This is a genomic window from Castellaniella sp. GW247-6E4 (genome assembly GCF_040276065.1).
In the GTDB taxonomy this organism is placed as follows: Bacteria; Pseudomonadota; Gammaproteobacteria; order Burkholderiales; family Burkholderiaceae_B; genus Castellaniella.
The window spans coordinates 86,474-101,558 of sequence record NZ_JBELOI010000005.1 but is presented as its reverse complement, the minus strand read 5'-3'; the positions used below and the strand labels follow the sequence as shown (position 1 = coordinate 101,558).

General features: G+C 67.6%; 15 protein-coding genes. 8 read left to right on the top strand and 7 right to left on the bottom strand.

Features of this window, described 5'->3' with window-relative positions:
• Positions 1 to 8 precede the first annotated feature (8 nt).
• From ABS761_RS07940 to gpmA, 3 genes are all read right to left on the bottom strand, one after another.
• The gene (locus ABS761_RS07940; protein ID WP_350407598.1) at positions 9 to 1,529 is read right to left on the bottom strand and encodes a S41 family peptidase; all 1,521 of its coding nucleotides are present in this window, start codon (positions 1,527 to 1,529) and stop codon (positions 9 to 11) included.
• Positions 1,530 to 1,646: 117 nt separating this feature from the next.
• Positions 1,647 to 3,041, bottom strand: coding sequence for a murein hydrolase activator EnvC family protein (locus ABS761_RS07935; RefSeq protein WP_350407596.1), 1,395 nt, complete (start codon positions 3,039 to 3,041; stop codon positions 1,647 to 1,649).
• Between the two features lies 1 nt (position 3,042).
• On the bottom strand, positions 3,043 to 3,795 hold the full coding sequence (gene gpmA, locus ABS761_RS07930; RefSeq protein ID WP_350407595.1) for a 2,3-diphosphoglycerate-dependent phosphoglycerate mutase: 753 nt from the start codon (positions 3,793 to 3,795) through the stop codon (positions 3,043 to 3,045).
• A gap of 100 nt (positions 3,796 to 3,895) precedes the next feature.
• Here gpmA and ABS761_RS07925 point away from each other — a divergent pair, with 100 nt between their 5' ends.
• The 4 genes from ABS761_RS07925 to ABS761_RS07910 are packed head-to-tail and all read left to right on the top strand — an operon-like array spanning position 3,896 to position 6,160.
• Positions 3,896 to 4,306: a rhodanese-like domain-containing protein gene (locus ABS761_RS07925; protein WP_350407593.1), complete on the top strand. Its 411-nt coding sequence runs from the start codon at positions 3,896 to 3,898 to the stop codon at positions 4,304 to 4,306.
• Positions 4,307 to 4,325: 19 nt separating this feature from the next.
• Positions 4,326 to 4,586: a glutaredoxin 3 gene (gene grxC, locus ABS761_RS07920; RefSeq protein WP_350407592.1), complete on the top strand. Its 261-nt coding sequence runs from the start codon at positions 4,326 to 4,328 to the stop codon at positions 4,584 to 4,586.
• 25 nt (positions 4,587 to 4,611) lie between these two features.
• Positions 4,612 to 5,121, top strand: coding sequence for a protein-export chaperone SecB (gene secB / locus ABS761_RS07915; protein WP_350407590.1), 510 nt, complete (start codon positions 4,612 to 4,614; stop codon positions 5,119 to 5,121).
• A 10-nt stretch (positions 5,122 to 5,131) separates the two neighbouring features.
• Positions 5,132 to 6,160, top strand: a complete 1,029-nt coding sequence (locus tag ABS761_RS07910; RefSeq protein WP_350407589.1) for an NAD(P)H-dependent glycerol-3-phosphate dehydrogenase — start codon at positions 5,132 to 5,134, stop codon at positions 6,158 to 6,160.
• Between the two features lie 42 nt (positions 6,161 to 6,202).
• On the opposite strand, the gene ABS761_RS07905 is transcribed toward ABS761_RS07910, so the two are convergent.
• The 3 genes from ABS761_RS07905 to ABS761_RS07895 all read right to left on the bottom strand — a co-directional run bounded on the left by ABS761_RS07905 (position 6,203) and on the right by ABS761_RS07895 (position 8,266).
• Positions 6,203 to 6,673, bottom strand: a complete 471-nt coding sequence (locus ABS761_RS07905) for a tRNA (cytidine(34)-2'-O)-methyltransferase (protein ID WP_350407588.1) — start codon at positions 6,671 to 6,673, stop codon at positions 6,203 to 6,205.
• A 129-nt stretch (positions 6,674 to 6,802) separates the two neighbouring features.
• Positions 6,803 to 7,492 (bottom strand): ankyrin repeat domain-containing protein, encoded by a 690-nt coding sequence (locus tag ABS761_RS07900; protein ID WP_350407586.1) that lies wholly within the window; start codon positions 7,490 to 7,492, stop codon positions 6,803 to 6,805.
• Between the two features lie 12 nt (positions 7,493 to 7,504).
• Complete coding sequence (locus tag ABS761_RS07895) at positions 7,505 to 8,266, bottom strand: ComF family protein (protein ID WP_350407585.1); 762 nt, start codon at positions 8,264 to 8,266, stop codon at positions 7,505 to 7,507.
• 75 nt (positions 8,267 to 8,341) lie between these two features.
• On the opposite strand from ABS761_RS07895, the gene ABS761_RS07890 reads away from it, so the two are divergent.
• Entirely contained in the window at positions 8,342 to 9,301 is a 960-nt protein-coding gene (locus ABS761_RS07890; protein WP_350407584.1) for a methyltransferase domain-containing protein, read from the top strand.
• Between the two features lie 16 nt (positions 9,302 to 9,317).
• Here the strand turns inward: ABS761_RS07890 and rimO are convergent, their stop codons facing one another.
• Entirely contained in the window at positions 9,318 to 10,643 is a 1,326-nt protein-coding gene (rimO, locus tag ABS761_RS07885; protein ID WP_350407582.1) for a 30S ribosomal protein S12 methylthiotransferase RimO, read from the bottom strand.
• A 152-nt stretch (positions 10,644 to 10,795) separates the two neighbouring features.
• Between rimO and rsmB the strand changes: the two genes are divergently transcribed.
• The 3 genes from rsmB to ABS761_RS07870 are packed head-to-tail and all read left to right on the top strand — an operon-like array spanning position 10,796 to position 15,077.
• A complete protein-coding gene (gene rsmB, locus ABS761_RS07880) occupies positions 10,796 to 12,124 on the top strand; it encodes a 16S rRNA (cytosine(967)-C(5))-methyltransferase RsmB (RefSeq protein ID WP_350407581.1) in 1,329 nt (442 codons plus the stop codon).
• Between the two features lie 56 nt (positions 12,125 to 12,180).
• Positions 12,181 to 12,750, top strand: coding sequence for a DUF4390 domain-containing protein (locus ABS761_RS07875; RefSeq protein WP_350407579.1), 570 nt, complete (start codon positions 12,181 to 12,183; stop codon positions 12,748 to 12,750).
• Positions 12,750 to 15,077, top strand: coding sequence for a sensor histidine kinase (locus ABS761_RS07870; RefSeq protein ID WP_350407775.1), 2,328 nt, complete (start codon positions 12,750 to 12,752; stop codon positions 15,075 to 15,077). Before ABS761_RS07875 ends, ABS761_RS07870 begins: the two co-directional genes overlap by 1 nt.
• Positions 15,078 to 15,085 lie beyond the last annotated feature (8 nt).

The window sequence follows — 15,085 nt, the reverse complement described above, 5'->3', positions numbered from 1 at the left end:
ATCCCTCATCACGGCATCCTGATCAACCCCTGCGGCGTCACGCGATAGCGCTCGACGGCCGTGCCCGGATCATTCAGCGTTTTTTTTTCAGCCGACGGCGCAGTCGCAGCGGCATCCGCCGATCCATCACGGGCTGTGGCCTTGGCCTTGGCCTCGCGAACCTGCGCCGGATCGGATTTGAGAATGGGCCGTCCCTGCAAGGCGTTGACCGCCTGGCGCAATTGCCAATCGTCGTCGCCGCCGAATTCGAACATCTTGATTTCGCCCTGGACGAAATCGTCCTCCTCCTCGCCCTCGCCGACAGTTCGCTTGGCGTCGGCCTGGTTCTCGAGGTGGTGCTGCAAGTCGACCTCACGCTGCAACTGGAACAGATTGCCCGCTGCGCTGTCATCGACCGCGTGGTCCGGTACGACGCCGGTGAGCTGGATCGAGCGTCCGCTGGGTGTGTAGTAGCGTGCCGTGGTGAGCTTGATGCCGGTATCCTCGCTGAGCTGCAACACGGACTGCACCGAGCCCTTGCCGAAGGTCCTGTTGCCGAGGATCTGCGCCCGCTTGTGGTCCTGCAGGGCGCCGGCGACGATCTCGGAGGCCGAGGCCGAGCCAACATTGACCAGCACCACCAGGGGCACCGTGCGTGCCCACGCGGGCGGCTGGCCGACGCCGCCCGCCAGGCCAAAGCCGTGCTCGCTGGTCAGGCGCCGGGCGTAGAACTCTTCGTTCGAGGAAGGAATGCGGCCTTTGGTCGAGACCACGAGCTTGCCAGGCTCGAGGAAGACCGAGGACACGCCGATGGCGCCATCGAGCAGGCCACCCGGGTCGTTGCGCAAGTCGAGAATCACGCCCTTGGGCGCCGACTTGGGTGACAGGCTGCCGAGCATGCGCACGAGGTCACTGGTGGTGCGATCCTGGAACTGGCTGATACGCACGTAGGCGATGTCGCCCGGCAGCATCTTGCCACGCACGCTGCGCGTCTTGATCATCTCGCGCACGATGTGGAATTTGAGGGGTTTCGGACTGCCGGCGCGCTGGATCGTCAAGTCGATCGGCGTGCCGGGGTCGCCGCGCATTTTCTTGACCGCGTCGTTGAGGCTCATGCCCTTGGTGGGTTCATCGTTGATCCGCGTGATGAGATCGCCCGTCAGGATACCGGCGCGCGCAGCGGGCGTGTCCTCGATGGGCGCGATGACCTTGGGCATGCCGTCCTCGGTGCCGATCTCGATCCCCAGGCCGCCGAAGCCGCCCCGGGTGATGTCCTGCATCTGCTTGTAGCCTTCTTCGTCCAGGTAGACCGAGTGCGGGTCCAGATCGGCGAACAGCCCCCGGATCGCATCGTCGATCAGTTGCTGGTCGGAGACCGGCTCGACGTAGCTGGACTTGATGGCTCCGAACACGTTGGCGAACTGCTGCAAGCCTTTGAGCGGCAGGGGCTCGCCGCGCTGGGCGGCCACACTGATTCCCAGGCTGACGAGGATGCCCCCCACAAACCCGACGACGATCCAGCTCAATGACCTGACTTTGCGAGTGCTCATGCACGTTCCCGATGGTGTCCAGAAGCGCCGGGATTCACGCGCCCGGGCAGAGACTAGATAGTAACGAAATTACCGGTGCGGCGAAACGAATGGCGGGCCCCGCGACCTCGCGCGCGGCTACCGGCCCAGCCACAATTGCGGATTGATCGGCGCCCCCTCATGGCGCAATTCAAAATACAGTCCCGGTTCGACTTGGCCGCCGGTCGCGCCGACCCGGGCCACGACGTCCCCTCGTCCCACAATATCCCCAACCTGGCGCAGCAGGCTCTGGTTATACGCGTAGACGCTGAGGTATTTGCGGCCGTGATCGATGATCAGGAGATTGCCAAAGCCGCTGAGCCAATGGGCGTAAACCACCCGACCCGCCGCGACGGCGTGCACCTCGGTGCCCGGATCGGCGCGCAGCACGATGCCGCGCCACACGCCGCCATCAGGCCGTTCGGCGCCAAAACGCCCCTGAACCTCGCCCTTGACCGGATAAGGCAGGCCCTTGCTCAGGCCGGGAAACCCCTCGGCCGGCGCCTCCACGGCGGATTCACCCCCGCGCGCCGCAGCCGCCTGCCGACCCTCATCGGCCTGCCGGGCGGCCTGCCTGTCACGCTCGGCCTGTGCCTGTGCCTGTGCCTGTGCCTGCGCCTGCTCCTGTGCTTGAGTCTGTGCTGCGCGCTCCTTGGCTTCGCGCAGGTCGCGCTCGGCCTGCTCGCGCACCTGTCGGGCACGCTCGGCGGCCTCTTGGGCCTTGCGCGCGGCCTCGGCGCGCAGCGCGGCCTGGCGCCGCGCCTCGGCCTTGGCGATTTCGACGTCCAGGCCCTTGATCAATTCGCCCAGACGCGCATCGCGCACCTCGAGCTCGCGCGCCTGGCCTCGTTGGGCCTGCAACTCGGCCTGGACGCGCCGCAAGGTCTGCTGCCGCTCGCCCTGTTGCTCCTCCAGCGCCTTTTTCTGTTGCGCGGTCTCGGCCAGCAAGGTTTCGAGCTCGGCGCGGCGGGAATCCGTCTGCGCCTGCAGGCCGGCGAGCCGATCGAGACTGCGGCGCAGATCGTCCAAGGCCTGCGCCCGCGCCTTGGAAATATAGGCCAGATAGGCCAACTCGCGGCCGATGCGCTGCGGGTCCTCGCCCGACAGCAAGGCCGTCCAGGGCGACAAACCGCTGGAATACTGCGCCCGCAGTTGTCGGGCCAGCGCCTCGCGCTGGCGCTCGAGCTCGGCGGTCTGCCCGGCCGTGGCGGTTTCGAGTTCGCGCAAATTTCCGGCCAGGGCACCGCGACGCCGGTCGAGCTCGTCGAGCCGGCGGCTGATGTCCGAGATCGCCTGCTCGGAATCCTTCAGGGCCTGACCGGCATCGCGCTGCGAGGACGCGGTGTCCTCGATGCGCCGCCGCAGGACGTCGATTTGCTCGCGCAGGGCGGCGCGATCCTTATGCGCCGCCGCCTGGCGATCGGCCAGGGGCGTCTGGGCCTGCGCCGCGACCGCGGCGAGACACAAGGCGGCCCCCAGGCACGCGAAACGCATATCAACCCTTGGCCGCCTTGCCCTGGTTGGCGACGGCCTGCATCGCCGCCTCGATCTGTGCAGCATCGCCCAGGTAGTCGCGGCGCAGGGGACGCAGTTCATTGTCCAGCTCGTAGACCAGCGGTTGACCGGTGGGGATGTTCAGCCCAATGATGTCTTCGTCCGACACCTCCTCCAGGTGCTTGATCAGCGCCCGCAGACTGTTGCCGTGCGCCGAGACCAGCACCCGGCGCCCCGCGCGGATCGCCGGCGCGATGGAGTCGTTCCAGAACGGCACGACGCGCTCCACGGTGTCGCGCAGGCATTCGGTGGCCGGCAGTTGCTCGGCGGGAATGCGCCCATAGCGCGCATCGAAGCGCGGATGGCGCGGATCATCGAGCGCCAGGGGCTCGGGGGCGATGGCGTAGGCGCGGCGCCACAACAGCACCTGCTCCTCGCCATAGCGCGCGGCCGTTTCCGCCTTGTTCAGGCCCTGCAAGGCACCATAGTGACGCTCGTTCAAGCGCCAGTTCAAGCCGATGGGCGTATGCATCGCATCCATGGCATCCAGCGCGATCCAGAGCGTGCGGATCGCACGCTTGAGGACCGACGAGAACGCCAGATCGAATTCATAGCCGCTGGCGCGCAGCAGCTCGCCCGCCCGGCGCGCCTGCTCGCGGCCGGTCTGGGTCAGGTCCACATCGGTCCAGCCGGTGAAACGGTTTTCGAGATTCCACTGGCTCTCGCCGTGGCGCATGAGTACGAGTTTATGCATGTCCGAACAATCCCGAACGGGCTCCGAAAGTTGAAAACTGCCGTCCATTTTATAATCCTCCGGCATACAATTTGTTTTGACCCTTGTTACAGGATCGACTGTGGATTTTTTACTCAACCAGAACAACCTCTGGATACTGCTCATCGCCTTGGTGTCCGGCGGCATGCTGCTTTGGCCCAGCCTCTCTCGCGGCCGGCCGGGCGGGCGCATCGCGCTCAACGACGCCGTCCAGCAAATCAACCGGGAACACGGCCAGTTCATCGACGTGCGCCCCGCTGAGCAATTCAAGGCCGGCAGCATCCCCCAATCACGCAACGTCCCCATGGCGGACCTCGAGTCGCACGTCGGCAGCCTGCCCAAGGACAAGCCCCTGATCCTCGTCGACAGCCACGGCCGGGATGCCCAGCGCGCGCTCGCCAGCCTGCGCAAGCACGGCTTCGATCGGGTATCCTCGTTGGACGGCGGCCTGGACGGCTGGGTCCAGGCCGGCATGCCGCTCAAGAAATCCTGACGCCCCCGAGGATCACCCCATGGCCAAGGTCACCCTGTACTGCACCGCAGTATGCCCTTATTGCATCCGCGCCGAGGCGCTGCTGAGGCAGCGCGGCGTCGCGGACATCCACAAGATCCATGTCGATCGCGATCCCTCCCAACGGGCCGTGATGATGGAACGTACCGGCCGGCGCACCGTGCCCCAGATATACATCGACGACCGCCACATCGGCGGCTACGACGACCTGGCGGCCCTGGACCGCGCCGACGGCCTGCTGCCCTTGCTGCAGCCCGCCTGAACCCCCACTCCACACAGGAAACCCCATGTCTGAAAACAGCGAGAACAAGGACGGCCAAGCCCCAAGCTTTGGTCTGCAGCGCACCTATGTCAAGGATTTGTCGCTCGAAATGCCCAACGCGCCGGCCATCTTCCTCGAACAAGAGGGGCCGACCGTCGAGGTGTCGATCCAGGTCGGCGGCCAGCGCCTGGCGGAAACCGTCTTCGAATCAGTGGTCACGGCCACCATCACCACCCGCATCGGCGACAAAGTCCTGTATCTGGTCGAACTGAGCCAGGCCGGTATTTTCGAAGCTTCAAATATTCCGACCGAACAACTCGACCCCTTGCTGGGGATCGTCTGCCCCACCATGTTGTACCCGTACTTGCGTGCCAACGTCGCCGACGCGATCACGCGCACCTCGATGCCGCCGCTGCACCTGGCCGAGATGAACTTCCAGGCCCTGTACGAGCAGCGCCTGGCGCAGGCCGCCGGCGAACCAGCCGCCGATAGCCAGGACTCGGGCCTGATTCTGCCCCCTGGCGCGCGCAACTGAGGCGTCCGCCATGCCCCGGGTCCACGTCAGCGTGCTGGGCGCCGGCGCCTGGGGCACCGCCCTGGCGGCGCTCGCCAGCGCTCAGGCCGATACCGTGTTATGGGCGCGGGCGCCCGAGGTCGCCGATGCGATCGCCCGCCATCGGCGCAACCCACGCCATCTGTCGGACATCACCCTGCCGCAAGCCCTGCGCGCCACCGCCGACTTCGGCGAGGCCATGGGCCACGTCCTCGACGCGCCCACCGCCTCCCTGATCGTCCTGGGGGTGCCCATGGCCGGCCTGGCGGACATCTGTGCACGCCTGGCACAGGACCTGCCCACGCGGCGCGCGGGGCCGCTGCACCTGCTCTGGACCTGCAAGGGCATCGATCCCGACACGCTGCAATTGCCCCACCAGATCATCGCCGCGCATCTGCCCCGTCGGCCCTGGCTGCATGCGGGCGTGCTGTCCGGACCATCGTTCGCGCGTGAAGTCGCCCACGGCCTGCCCGTCGCCCTCACCCTGGCCGCCGGCCAGCCGGACACCGGGGCGGTGGGCCAGGCGGTCTACCACGGCACCCAGGCGCGCATCTACACCACACGCGACATCGTCGGGGTCGAGGTCGGCGGCGCCCTGAAAAACGTCATGGCGATCGCCTGCGGGATTTCAGACGGCCTGCGCCTGGGCACCAACGCGCGCGCCGCCCTGATCACGCGCGGCCTGGCCGAGATCCAGCGCCTGGGCATCGCCCTGGGCGGCCGGGCCGATACCTTTTCGGGGCTGGCGGGGCTGGGCGACCTGGTCCTGACGGCCACCGGCGAGCTCTCGCGCAACCGGCAGGTGGGCATCGCCATCGGCGAGGGCCGGTGCCTGGAGGACATCCTGGCGGGCGGCATGACGGCCGAGGGCGTGCGCTGCGCACGCGCAGCGCTGGCACTGGGCCGCCGGCAGGTGATCGACCTGCCGATCACCGAGGCTGTATGCCACGTATTGTTCGACGGGCTGGCGCCGCGCGAGGCCGTGGCGGCCCTGCTCTCGCGCGATCCACGCCCGGAATAAGCCCCTGCCGCTCGCGGGCGCTCATACGCCGCCCGGCCAGACCTAAGTCCCGCCGGCATATCCCGCCTGGCGCCACGCCTCGAACACCGTCACCGCCACCGCATTCGACAGATTCAGGCTGCGCTGCCCGGGCTGCATCGGCAGGCGGATGCGCTGGCCCCGGGGGAAGAAGGCCATCTGCGCCTCCGACAATCCGGCAGTCTCACGGCCGAACACGAACACATCGCCCACCCGCAAGGGCTGCTCGCCGATCAGCGTCGCCCCGTGCGTCGTCAGGGCGAAACGGCGCGCCGGATCCCCGCCAATGACCTCGAGAGCGGCCCCTAGGCCGTCGTGCACCCGCATCCGGGCCCACTCGTGATAATCCAGCCCGGCGCGCCGCATCCGCGCGTCGTCCAGCGCGAAACCCAGGGGGCGCACCAAGTGCAGGAACGCCCCGGTATTGGCCGCGAGACGGATCACATTACCCGTGTTAGGCGGAATTTCCGGCTCGACCAGAACGATATGAAACATGAACGGCGCACCCTGCCTGTCAATGAAAACCATCCTCATCGGCGCAAGCGTGGACTGCGGGCCGGGTTGCGCCGCGCCCTATCCAGACAACCCGTATTGCGTGGACAACGCATATCCGGATACCGGAAATCAGTCCTTTTTAACACCCGACCCGACGTGGGCCGCGACCAATAAACGCTCGATCTCGCCAAAGCCGCGTTGCCTGGCGTGCTCGAGAGGAGTGACCCCGCCATCGTCGGCCAAGTCGGGGTTGGCGCCCGCCTTGAGCAAAATGTCGACGATTCGTCGGTGCCGTTCGCCCCCGTCGCCCAGGATGATCGCCTCAAGCAGTGCCGTCCAGCCCAGATTATTGACGTGATCGACGTCAACGCCGGCCTCTACGAGCATACGCACCGCCTCGACATGCCCACGCTCGGCGGCTGGAATCAGGGCGGTTCCGCCGTATCGATTCGTGCTTTTGAGATCGGCGCCGTGCGAGAGGGTCATTTTCAGAATATCCAGATGGCCTCTGGCGCCTGAATAGAGGTATGCGCTGTCTTGGATGTGATCCTTTGCGTTCACATCCGCACCGGCCTGGATGAGTGCCTTGGCGGCGTCAATCGAGTTGGCTCTGGCGGCAACCAGCAGGGCGGTTGATCCCGAGTGATCCCGCGCATCGACATCGACACCGGACGAGAGCAGTTGCTCGATGTGCCGGGCATCATTTTGCCGGGCGGCTGCATGCAGGGGGTATTGATTCATGGCAGCTTCCGACGAGAAGGCGGCAGGGAGCATGAACGATAGTATCAAACCCGCGGCCGCGGCTAGCGACTTGACCATATGATCTCCAGATCAATTGTTGCGCGCCGGCGACCGCGCCGCATCCGGCACGGCGCGCGCGAGCACCAGTCCGGTGACGACCGTCGCGCCGGACGCCTTCAGGGCGCGTGCGATCCCGTCCAGCGTGCTGCCTGTGGTGAGGACATCATCGACCACAGCGACGTGACAACCGCCAGGCACCGGTCCGCAATAGTAGGCATCCCGCTGGGCCACGCGACGCGCCGCACGGCCCAGCAAGGCCTGCTTGGCACCCCCGTCCGTCCGCCGCAGCATTCCGGGCTCGCAGCGCAGCCCCAAGCGCGCCGACAGGGCACGCGCCAACTCGGCCGCCGGATTGAACCCCCGGCGCAGGATCGCCTCGCGCCGAGAGGGCACCGGCACCAGGATTGTAGACCCAGGCAGGGGTGGATCCGCCGCCCCGGCGGCCAGGGCTAGCAGATCGGCCAGTGCGCCGGACAGCTCGAACCGTCGCCGCGCCTTGTACAGCAGAATCAGATCCCGGCCCGCAGCCTCATAATCGAAGGCTGCCACCACCCGGTCGAAGGCTGGCGGGCGGCGCGCACAGTCCCCACAGGCGGCGTCCGCCAGACGCCGCGCGCATACCGGGCAACGCCGCCCATCCCCAGTCGGGATCGGGGCCGGCAGACACGCGGGGCAGGGCCGGCCGCCGCGGGCGCGGGCGCCGCAACGGGGGCAATCGGCGGGTACCCGCGCCGACAGCGAGCGCGGCCTGATGCCGCGCAGGCGTTCGCGCCAGCGGGCCGTATCCAGCATAATGTCACCTCCCCGCGATGAATCCGGACATCTGAACACAGGCAGCCGGGACGCGGAAAGCCCTCTTGATCCAACATGTCACAGCTTCCCCGCCTGCCCATCGATCCCAACGTCGTCATCCGGCAGTTCGCCCGACGCAGTCCACTGGACGCGGCGCAGTTCCTGTACGGGGAAATCGCCCAGCGCATGCTCCAGCGCCTGAGCTATATCCGCATCCAGCCCAAGGACATCCTGGATGCCGGCTGCGGTGCGGCCCACGCGCTCGACCCCCTGCGCGCACGCTATCCCGACCAGCGCTACATCGGGCTGGACGCCTGCGGAGCTCTGCTGGACGCGGCCCGGGCGCGCTACGCGACCAAGCCCGGGTTCTGGCACAAGCTGCGCAACAAACCGACGCCGGCGCCCAGCTTCATCCAAGCGGATCTGGCCGAGACCAGTCTGCCCGACGAGGGCCTGGACCTCGTCTGGTCCAACCTCGCCCTGCACTGGCATCCCGAGCCGCACTTGGTGTTGCAGGAATGGCGCCGGATTTTGAGGATCGATGGCCTGGCCATGTATTCCAGCCTGGGGCCGGGCACTTTCAAAGAGCTGCGCGAAGCCGCACAAGAGGCCGGCCTGGGCACGCGTCCCATGGAATTCGTCGACATGCACGACTTCGGGGATCTGATGATCCAGGTGGGATTCGCCGACCCGGTGATGGACCAGGAGATCATCACGCTGACCTACCGGAGCGCCGAAAAGCTGCTGGAGGACGTCCGCAGCCTGGGCGGAAACCCGCACCCGGAACGCCGCGCCGGGGCCGCCGGACGCCAATGGCGCGGGCGGCTGCTCCACGCGCTCGAACGCCGGCGCCACGCGGACGGCACCATCCACCTGAGCCTGGAGGTCGCCTACGGCCACGCCTGGCGCGCCGCGGCGCGGCGCGGCGTGTTCGGCGACCTGCCCGTCACGACCTTCAAGCGCGCCAGGCCGCTGGAGCCTGGCAAAGCCCCGCCCCGGGTCGTGCCGCGCAAGCCCGACAGCGGAAAAAGCTAGCGAGCTGTTTGGTTAATCACGCGGCAGGCACCCCGTACAGATCGTACTCGTCGGCGTCCTCGATACGGACCCGGACTAGGTCGCCGGGTGCCACACCGGGCGCATCGCGCAACAGCACGCTGCCGTCGATCTCGGGTGCATCGGCCATGGAGCGCCCCGTCGCACCACCCTCGCCATCCGCCTCGTCGACCAGCACCGTCAGGGTGCGGCCGATCTTTCCCGCCAGGCGCCGCGTGGAAATGACCTGCTGATGCGCCATGAAGCGCTCCCAGCGCTCGGCCTTGAGCTCGTCGGGCACGGCATCGGGCAATTCGTTGGCGCGCGCGCCCTCGACCGGCGAATACTGGAAGCAGCCCACGCGGTCGAGCTGCGCCTCGCCCATCCAATCGAGCAGGTATTGGAAATCCTCCTCGGTCTCGCCGGGAAAACCGACGATGAAGGTCGAACGCAGGGTCAGGTCCGGACAGATCTCGCGCCACCGCCGGATGCGCGCCAGGGTACGGTCCTCGAAGGCGGGGCGTTTCATGGCCCGCAGGACGCGCGGGCTGGCGTGCTGGAACGGAATGTCGAGATACGGCAGGATACGCCCCTCGGCCATCAGCGGAATCAGCTCGTCGACGTGTGGATACGGGTAGACGTAATGCATCCGCACCCAGACCCCGAAATCGCCCAGCGCGCGCGCCAGCGCCGTAAGCTGGGTCTTGACCGGGCGCCCATCCCAGAACCCCGTGCGGTACTTGATGTCCACCCCGTAGGCGCTGGTGTCCTGCGAGATGACCAGCAGTTCCTTCACCCCCGCGTCGACCAGGCGCCGGGCCTCACCCAACACGTCGCCGATCGGCCGGCTGACCAGGCGACCGCGCATGGACGGAATGATGCAAAAGCTGCAATTATGGTTGCAGCCCTCAGAGATCTTCAAGTAGGCATAGTGGCGCGGCGTCAGGCGTATGCCCTGCGGCGGCACCAGATCCACGTAGGGATCGTGGACGACCGTGGGCGGCGCGGCCTCGTGCACCGCGCGCACGACCTGCTCGTACTGCTGGGGGCCGGTGACGGCCAGCACGGCTGGATGGACGTTGCGGATCATATCGGCCTCGACGCCCAGGCAGCCGGTGACGATGACCTTGCCGTTCTCGACAATAGCCTCGCCGATGGCATCGAGCGATTCCGCCTTGGCGCTGTCGATGAAGCCACAGGTATTGACCACCACCACGTCGGCGCCCTCGTAATCGGGGCTGATCTCGTAGCCCTCGGTGCGCAGCTGGGTCAGAATTCTCTCGGAATCCACCAGGGCCTTGGGACAGCCCAGGCTGACGAATCCGACTCGAGGGGAAGCACTCATGAAAACCTCTCTGGGCCTTGCGCCCGCCAAGAATCCCCTACGCAAATCGGGCGGCATGCGGTGCACTGATCCGCCCAGAGGATCCCAAACCCTGCATTTTAGCGAATCGGTGCTAAAGTCCCCTGGAAGCGCCTTCTCCACGCCACCTCTCCGTGTCCAATCCCCATCCTCCCACCCTGTCGGAACAGATGCTCGCGGCCGCACACGCCATCCGCGCCGTGCTCGCCGGCCAATCCCTGTCGGACAGCCTCGCACGCGTGCCCGCCACCCAGCGGCCCGCCGCCCAAGCCCTGTCCTTTCACGTCATGCGCCGCCTCGGCCTGGCGCGCGCCCTGCAGCGACACATGCTGTCGCGCGCACCCACCGATCCGCTCGCACACGCCTTGCTGCTGCTAGGCCTGTGCCTGATGGACGCCAGCCTCGAGCCGCCGCAGGACCGGGCCACGCACGTCCCAGCCTATGCCCCGCACACGGTCGTGCACCAGGCCGTCGCCGCCGCTGGGCGCGACAAGCGCTGCAAACCCTTCAAGGGTCTGATCAACGCCGTTCTGCGCCGCTATGCCCGCGAACGCGCGGTATTGCTCGAGCACGTGGCCCGCGACCCAGAGGCCCGATGGAATCATCCCGCGTGGTGGGTGGATGCCGTGCGCACGGCCTGGCCGACGCACTGGGAATCCCTGCTGGCGGCCGCCGATCGGCCCGGCCCGCTGTTTCTGCGCGCCAACATCCGGCGCGCAACGCCCGCGCAGCTACATGAGCGCTTCGCCGCCGCGGGCATCATCAGCCGACTTGCGGGCGAGGACGGCCTGCTGCTGCCGCAAGCGCGCCCGGTGCACGAGCTTCCGGGCCACGCCGAGGGCCTGTGGTCGGTCCAGGACCTGTCCGCGCAGCGGGCAGCACGCCTGCTGCCCCTGGCCGACGGCATGCGCGTGCTGGATGCCTGCGCCGCGCCCGGGGGCAAGACCGCCCACATGCTCGAGCGTCATGCCTTGCGGCTGACGGCGATCGACAGCGACAAACAACGACTTGCGCGGGTCGCCCAGAACCTGGAGCGCCTGGGCCTGTCGGGGCCGCACGTCGCACTGCGCTGCGCCGACGCCGCCGATCCGGCCGCCTGGTGGGACGGACAGGCCTTCGATGCCATCCTCGCCGACGTGCCCTGCACAGGCTCGGGGGTCGTGCGCCGCCACCCCGACATCCGCTGGCTGCGGCGCGCGGACGACTTGCCGCGCACGGCAAGGCTGCAGGCACGCATCGCCGACGCCCTCTGGCCGCTCCTGCGGCCGGGCGGACACCTGCTGTATGCCACCTGCTCGATCTTCCCGCTCGAATGCGAGGATCAGGCGCGCGCATTCATCGAACGCCACCCTGACGCCAGGCGCCTGCCGGCACCCGGCCAGATCCTGCCGCTGCCCAGCCCCGGCCCCGGCGACGAGCCGGGCGACGGATTTTTCTATGCCTTGATTGCCAAGCATGAATGAGTCGTCAACAATACGGCATGCTTTCCGCCGAACCGCCACGCCTCCGGCCACCGCTCATGCGCAGAGTGCTTCTGTCCCTCGCGCTGTGCCTGCTCACCCTGCTGATGCTGGGGCAGGCTTGGGCCGAGCCCCTCGTCGAACGGGTCGAGCCCCTCGCGCAGGACGGACGCCTGCTGATTGATGCCGACATCGCGTTTAGTCTCACCGACGAGTTGCGCAGCGCCGCCGAGAAAGGCGTGCCCCTGTACCTGACCGCCGACCTGAGGATCACCCGCTCGCGCTGGTGGTGGTTTGACGAGAACCTGGTCTCGACCGAGCTGACTTGGCGCGTGCAGTACAACGCGCTGACGCGGCAATGGCGCACGGGCACCGGCGACCTGTCGCTGCCCGCCTCGACACTGAACGAGGCCCTTGACCTGGTGCGCCACATTCGCGCCTGGGACGTGGCCTCCACCGAGGATTTCACGATCGGCACACTGTACCAGGGCCAGTTGCGACTGCGGCTGGACACGACCCGACTGGCCCGACCCTTTCAGGTCGACGCCATGAATAGCAAGGCCTGGTCCTTGACGACACCATGGAAAGATTTCACTTTCTCGATCTCCGTCGCCGCGCCCCGACCCTGATCCGATGGGCGCTGCGCGCCGCGCTGGCGGTGGCCGCCATCAGCGCGGTGGCTCTGCTCGCCCTGCTGGTCTGGTCCACCGGCAATGCGTCGCGCTATGCCCAGCAGTACGACCTGTTGCTGTTGCTCAACGGCATCCTCGCGGTCGCCCTGATGTCCTGGGTGCTGCTGCTCACCGTGCGGCTGCTGCGCCAGATCCGGCGGCGGCAGTTCGGCGCCCGGCTGACCGCGCGCTTTGCGCTGTTCTTCACGCTCATCGGCATCCTGCCCGGTGCGCTGATCTACCTGCTGTCGGTCCAGTTCATGTCCCGCTCCATCGAATCCTGGTTCAACGTGCGAGTCGACAGCGCCCTCGAGGCCGGACTGAACCTGGGGCGCGCCGCGCTGGATGCGCAACTGGCCGAACTCGACACGCGCGCGCAGGCCATGGCCAGCCGCCTGGGCAACGTCAGCGATGCCGAGATCACCCTGCTGATCACCCCCTTGCGCGAGAACAACAACGTCGCCGAAGCCATGGTCTTCAGCGGCAGCGGCCGGCTCGTCGCCTTTTCGTCCTCGGCCTTCGGCCAATTGCTGCCCGACATGCCTCCCAGCAATGTGATGAACCAATTGCGTGTGGCCCAGAGCTATGCCGCGGCCGAGGCCGACAGTCCGACGGGCGACGCAACGGCGGCCAACAGCCTGCACCTGCGCGTGGTCACGCCGATCAACACCCACGACCGCTTTGGCGCGGCCCTCGGCATGAACGCCGACTCGCGCTGGCTGCAGGTGATCCAACCCGTGCCCGATCGCATCGCACACAACGCCAACCAGGTGCAGCAGGGCTTTCGCGACTACCAAGAGCTCGCGCTGGCGCGCCTGGGCCTGCGCAAGCTCTACGGCATCACCCTCACGCTGGCCCTGATCCTGGCGGTCTTCGCCGCCGTGGTGGCGGCCCTGGCGGTGTCGCGGCGGCTGGTCCGCCCCCTGCTGACGCTGGCATCGGGCACCCAGGCCGTGGGCGTGGGCGATTATCGCCCCCTGCCCGAGCCGCCCGAGCGCGACGAGGTGGGCCAATTGACCCGATCGTTCAACGCCATGACACGCCAGCTCGATGAGGCGCGGCAGATGGTGGACCGCAACCGCCGTCAGCTCGAGCAGACCAATCTGTATCTGGAATCCATCCTCAGCAACCTGTCCTCGGGCGTGCTGGTCTTCGACGATGCCTTCCGCGTGACGTTGTTCAACCAGGGGGCACAGGACATCCTGCGCCTGGACCTGCGCACCGTGCGCGGCCGCCCGCTGGAAACCGCCGATGGCGCGCTCGGCCTGGCCCAGTTGCTGCGCCAGGCCTTCGCCTCCCACGAGGCGGTCGAGTCGACCCGCCCGTACTGGCAACAGCAGTTCGAGCTCGAGCTCGAGCAGGCCGCCGACAACGAACGCAAGAAACACGTCATCACGCTGCTGGCGCGCGGCACGCACTTGCATATGGACGGCCACGGCAACGGTCACCTCGTCGTATTCGACGACATCAGCGAGGTGATCTCGGCGAACCGCACCGTCGCCTGGGGCGAGGTCGCCCGCCGGCTGGCGCACGAAATCAAGAATCCGCTCACGCCCATTCAGCTCTCGGCCGAGCGCATGGCGATGAAGCTGGCCGACCGCCTGGACCAGGCCGATGCCGCCTTCCTGATCCGATCCACGAACACCATCGTCAACCAGGTCGCCTCGCTCAAGCAGATGGTGGACGACTTCCGCGAATACGCTCGCACCCCGCCCGCGCAGATGCAGGACGTTGATCTCAACGATCTGGTCACCGAGGTCCTGACCCTGTACGGCTGGGACCCCATCGAAGGCATGGGCCACGGCACCGGCGCCGCGACCGCGGCGCACATCGAGGCGCAGCTCGCCGGCGATCTGCCCACGGTGCTGGGCGATCCCGCCCAGTTGCGCCAGGTCATCCACAATCTGCTGGCCAACGCGCGCGACGCGGCGTGCCAGCATCGGGGCGCGGCGGAGGCGCGGATCATCGTCCAGACCCGACGGATCCAGGCCGACGACGGCACGCGCAGCGTGCGGCTGAGCGTCACCGACAACGGCCCGGGATTCGCGCCCCAGGTGCTTGCCCGCGTGTTCGAGCCGTACGTCACCACCAAGGCCACGGGCACGGGGCTGGGCCTGGCCATCGTCAAAAAAATCATCGAAGAGCACCACGGCCGAGTGGACATCTCCAACTCGTCCAATGGGGGCGCGCGCATCTCCATTCTGTTCACGCATCTATCGGATCAGAGCCCGGCGGCGGCCCCCAGCGAGAACGCGGCTGGACGCGATGCATCAAGCACAGGATAATACGCAAA

Excerpts from the sequence above, each read along its gene's own strand:
- ABS761_RS07890 (WP_350407584.1), top strand. The coding sequence starts at position 8,342 with ATGTCACAGCTTCCCCGCCTGCCCATCGATCCCAACGTCGTCATCCGG.
- ABS761_RS07900 (WP_350407586.1), bottom strand. The coding sequence starts at position 7,492 with ATGGTCAAGTCGCTAGCCGCGGCCGCGGGTTTGATACTATCGTTCATG.
- gpmA (WP_350407595.1), bottom strand. The coding sequence starts at position 3,795 with ATGCATAAACTCGTACTCATGCGCCACGGCGAGAGCCAGTGGAATCTC.
- grxC (WP_350407592.1), top strand. The coding sequence starts at position 4,326 with ATGGCCAAGGTCACCCTGTACTGCACCGCAGTATGCCCTTATTGCATC.
- rimO (WP_350407582.1), bottom strand. The coding sequence starts at position 10,643 with ATGAGTGCTTCCCCTCGAGTCGGATTCGTCAGCCTGGGCTGTCCCAAG.
- ABS761_RS07910 (WP_350407589.1), top strand. The coding sequence starts at position 5,132 with ATGCCCCGGGTCCACGTCAGCGTGCTGGGCGCCGGCGCCTGGGGCACC.
- ABS761_RS07875 (WP_350407579.1), top strand. The coding sequence starts at position 12,181 with ATGCGCAGAGTGCTTCTGTCCCTCGCGCTGTGCCTGCTCACCCTGCTG.
- ABS761_RS07905 (WP_350407588.1), bottom strand. The coding sequence starts at position 6,673 with ATGTTTCATATCGTTCTGGTCGAGCCGGAAATTCCGCCTAACACGGGT.
- ABS761_RS07940 (WP_350407598.1), bottom strand. The coding sequence starts at position 1,529 with ATGAGCACTCGCAAAGTCAGGTCATTGAGCTGGATCGTCGTCGGGTTT.
- ABS761_RS07935 (WP_350407596.1), bottom strand. The coding sequence starts at position 3,041 with ATGCGTTTCGCGTGCCTGGGGGCCGCCTTGTGTCTCGCCGCGGTCGCG.
- ABS761_RS07895 (WP_350407585.1), bottom strand. The coding sequence starts at position 8,266 with ATGCTGGATACGGCCCGCTGGCGCGAACGCCTGCGCGGCATCAGGCCG.
- secB (WP_350407590.1), top strand. The coding sequence starts at position 4,612 with ATGTCTGAAAACAGCGAGAACAAGGACGGCCAAGCCCCAAGCTTTGGT.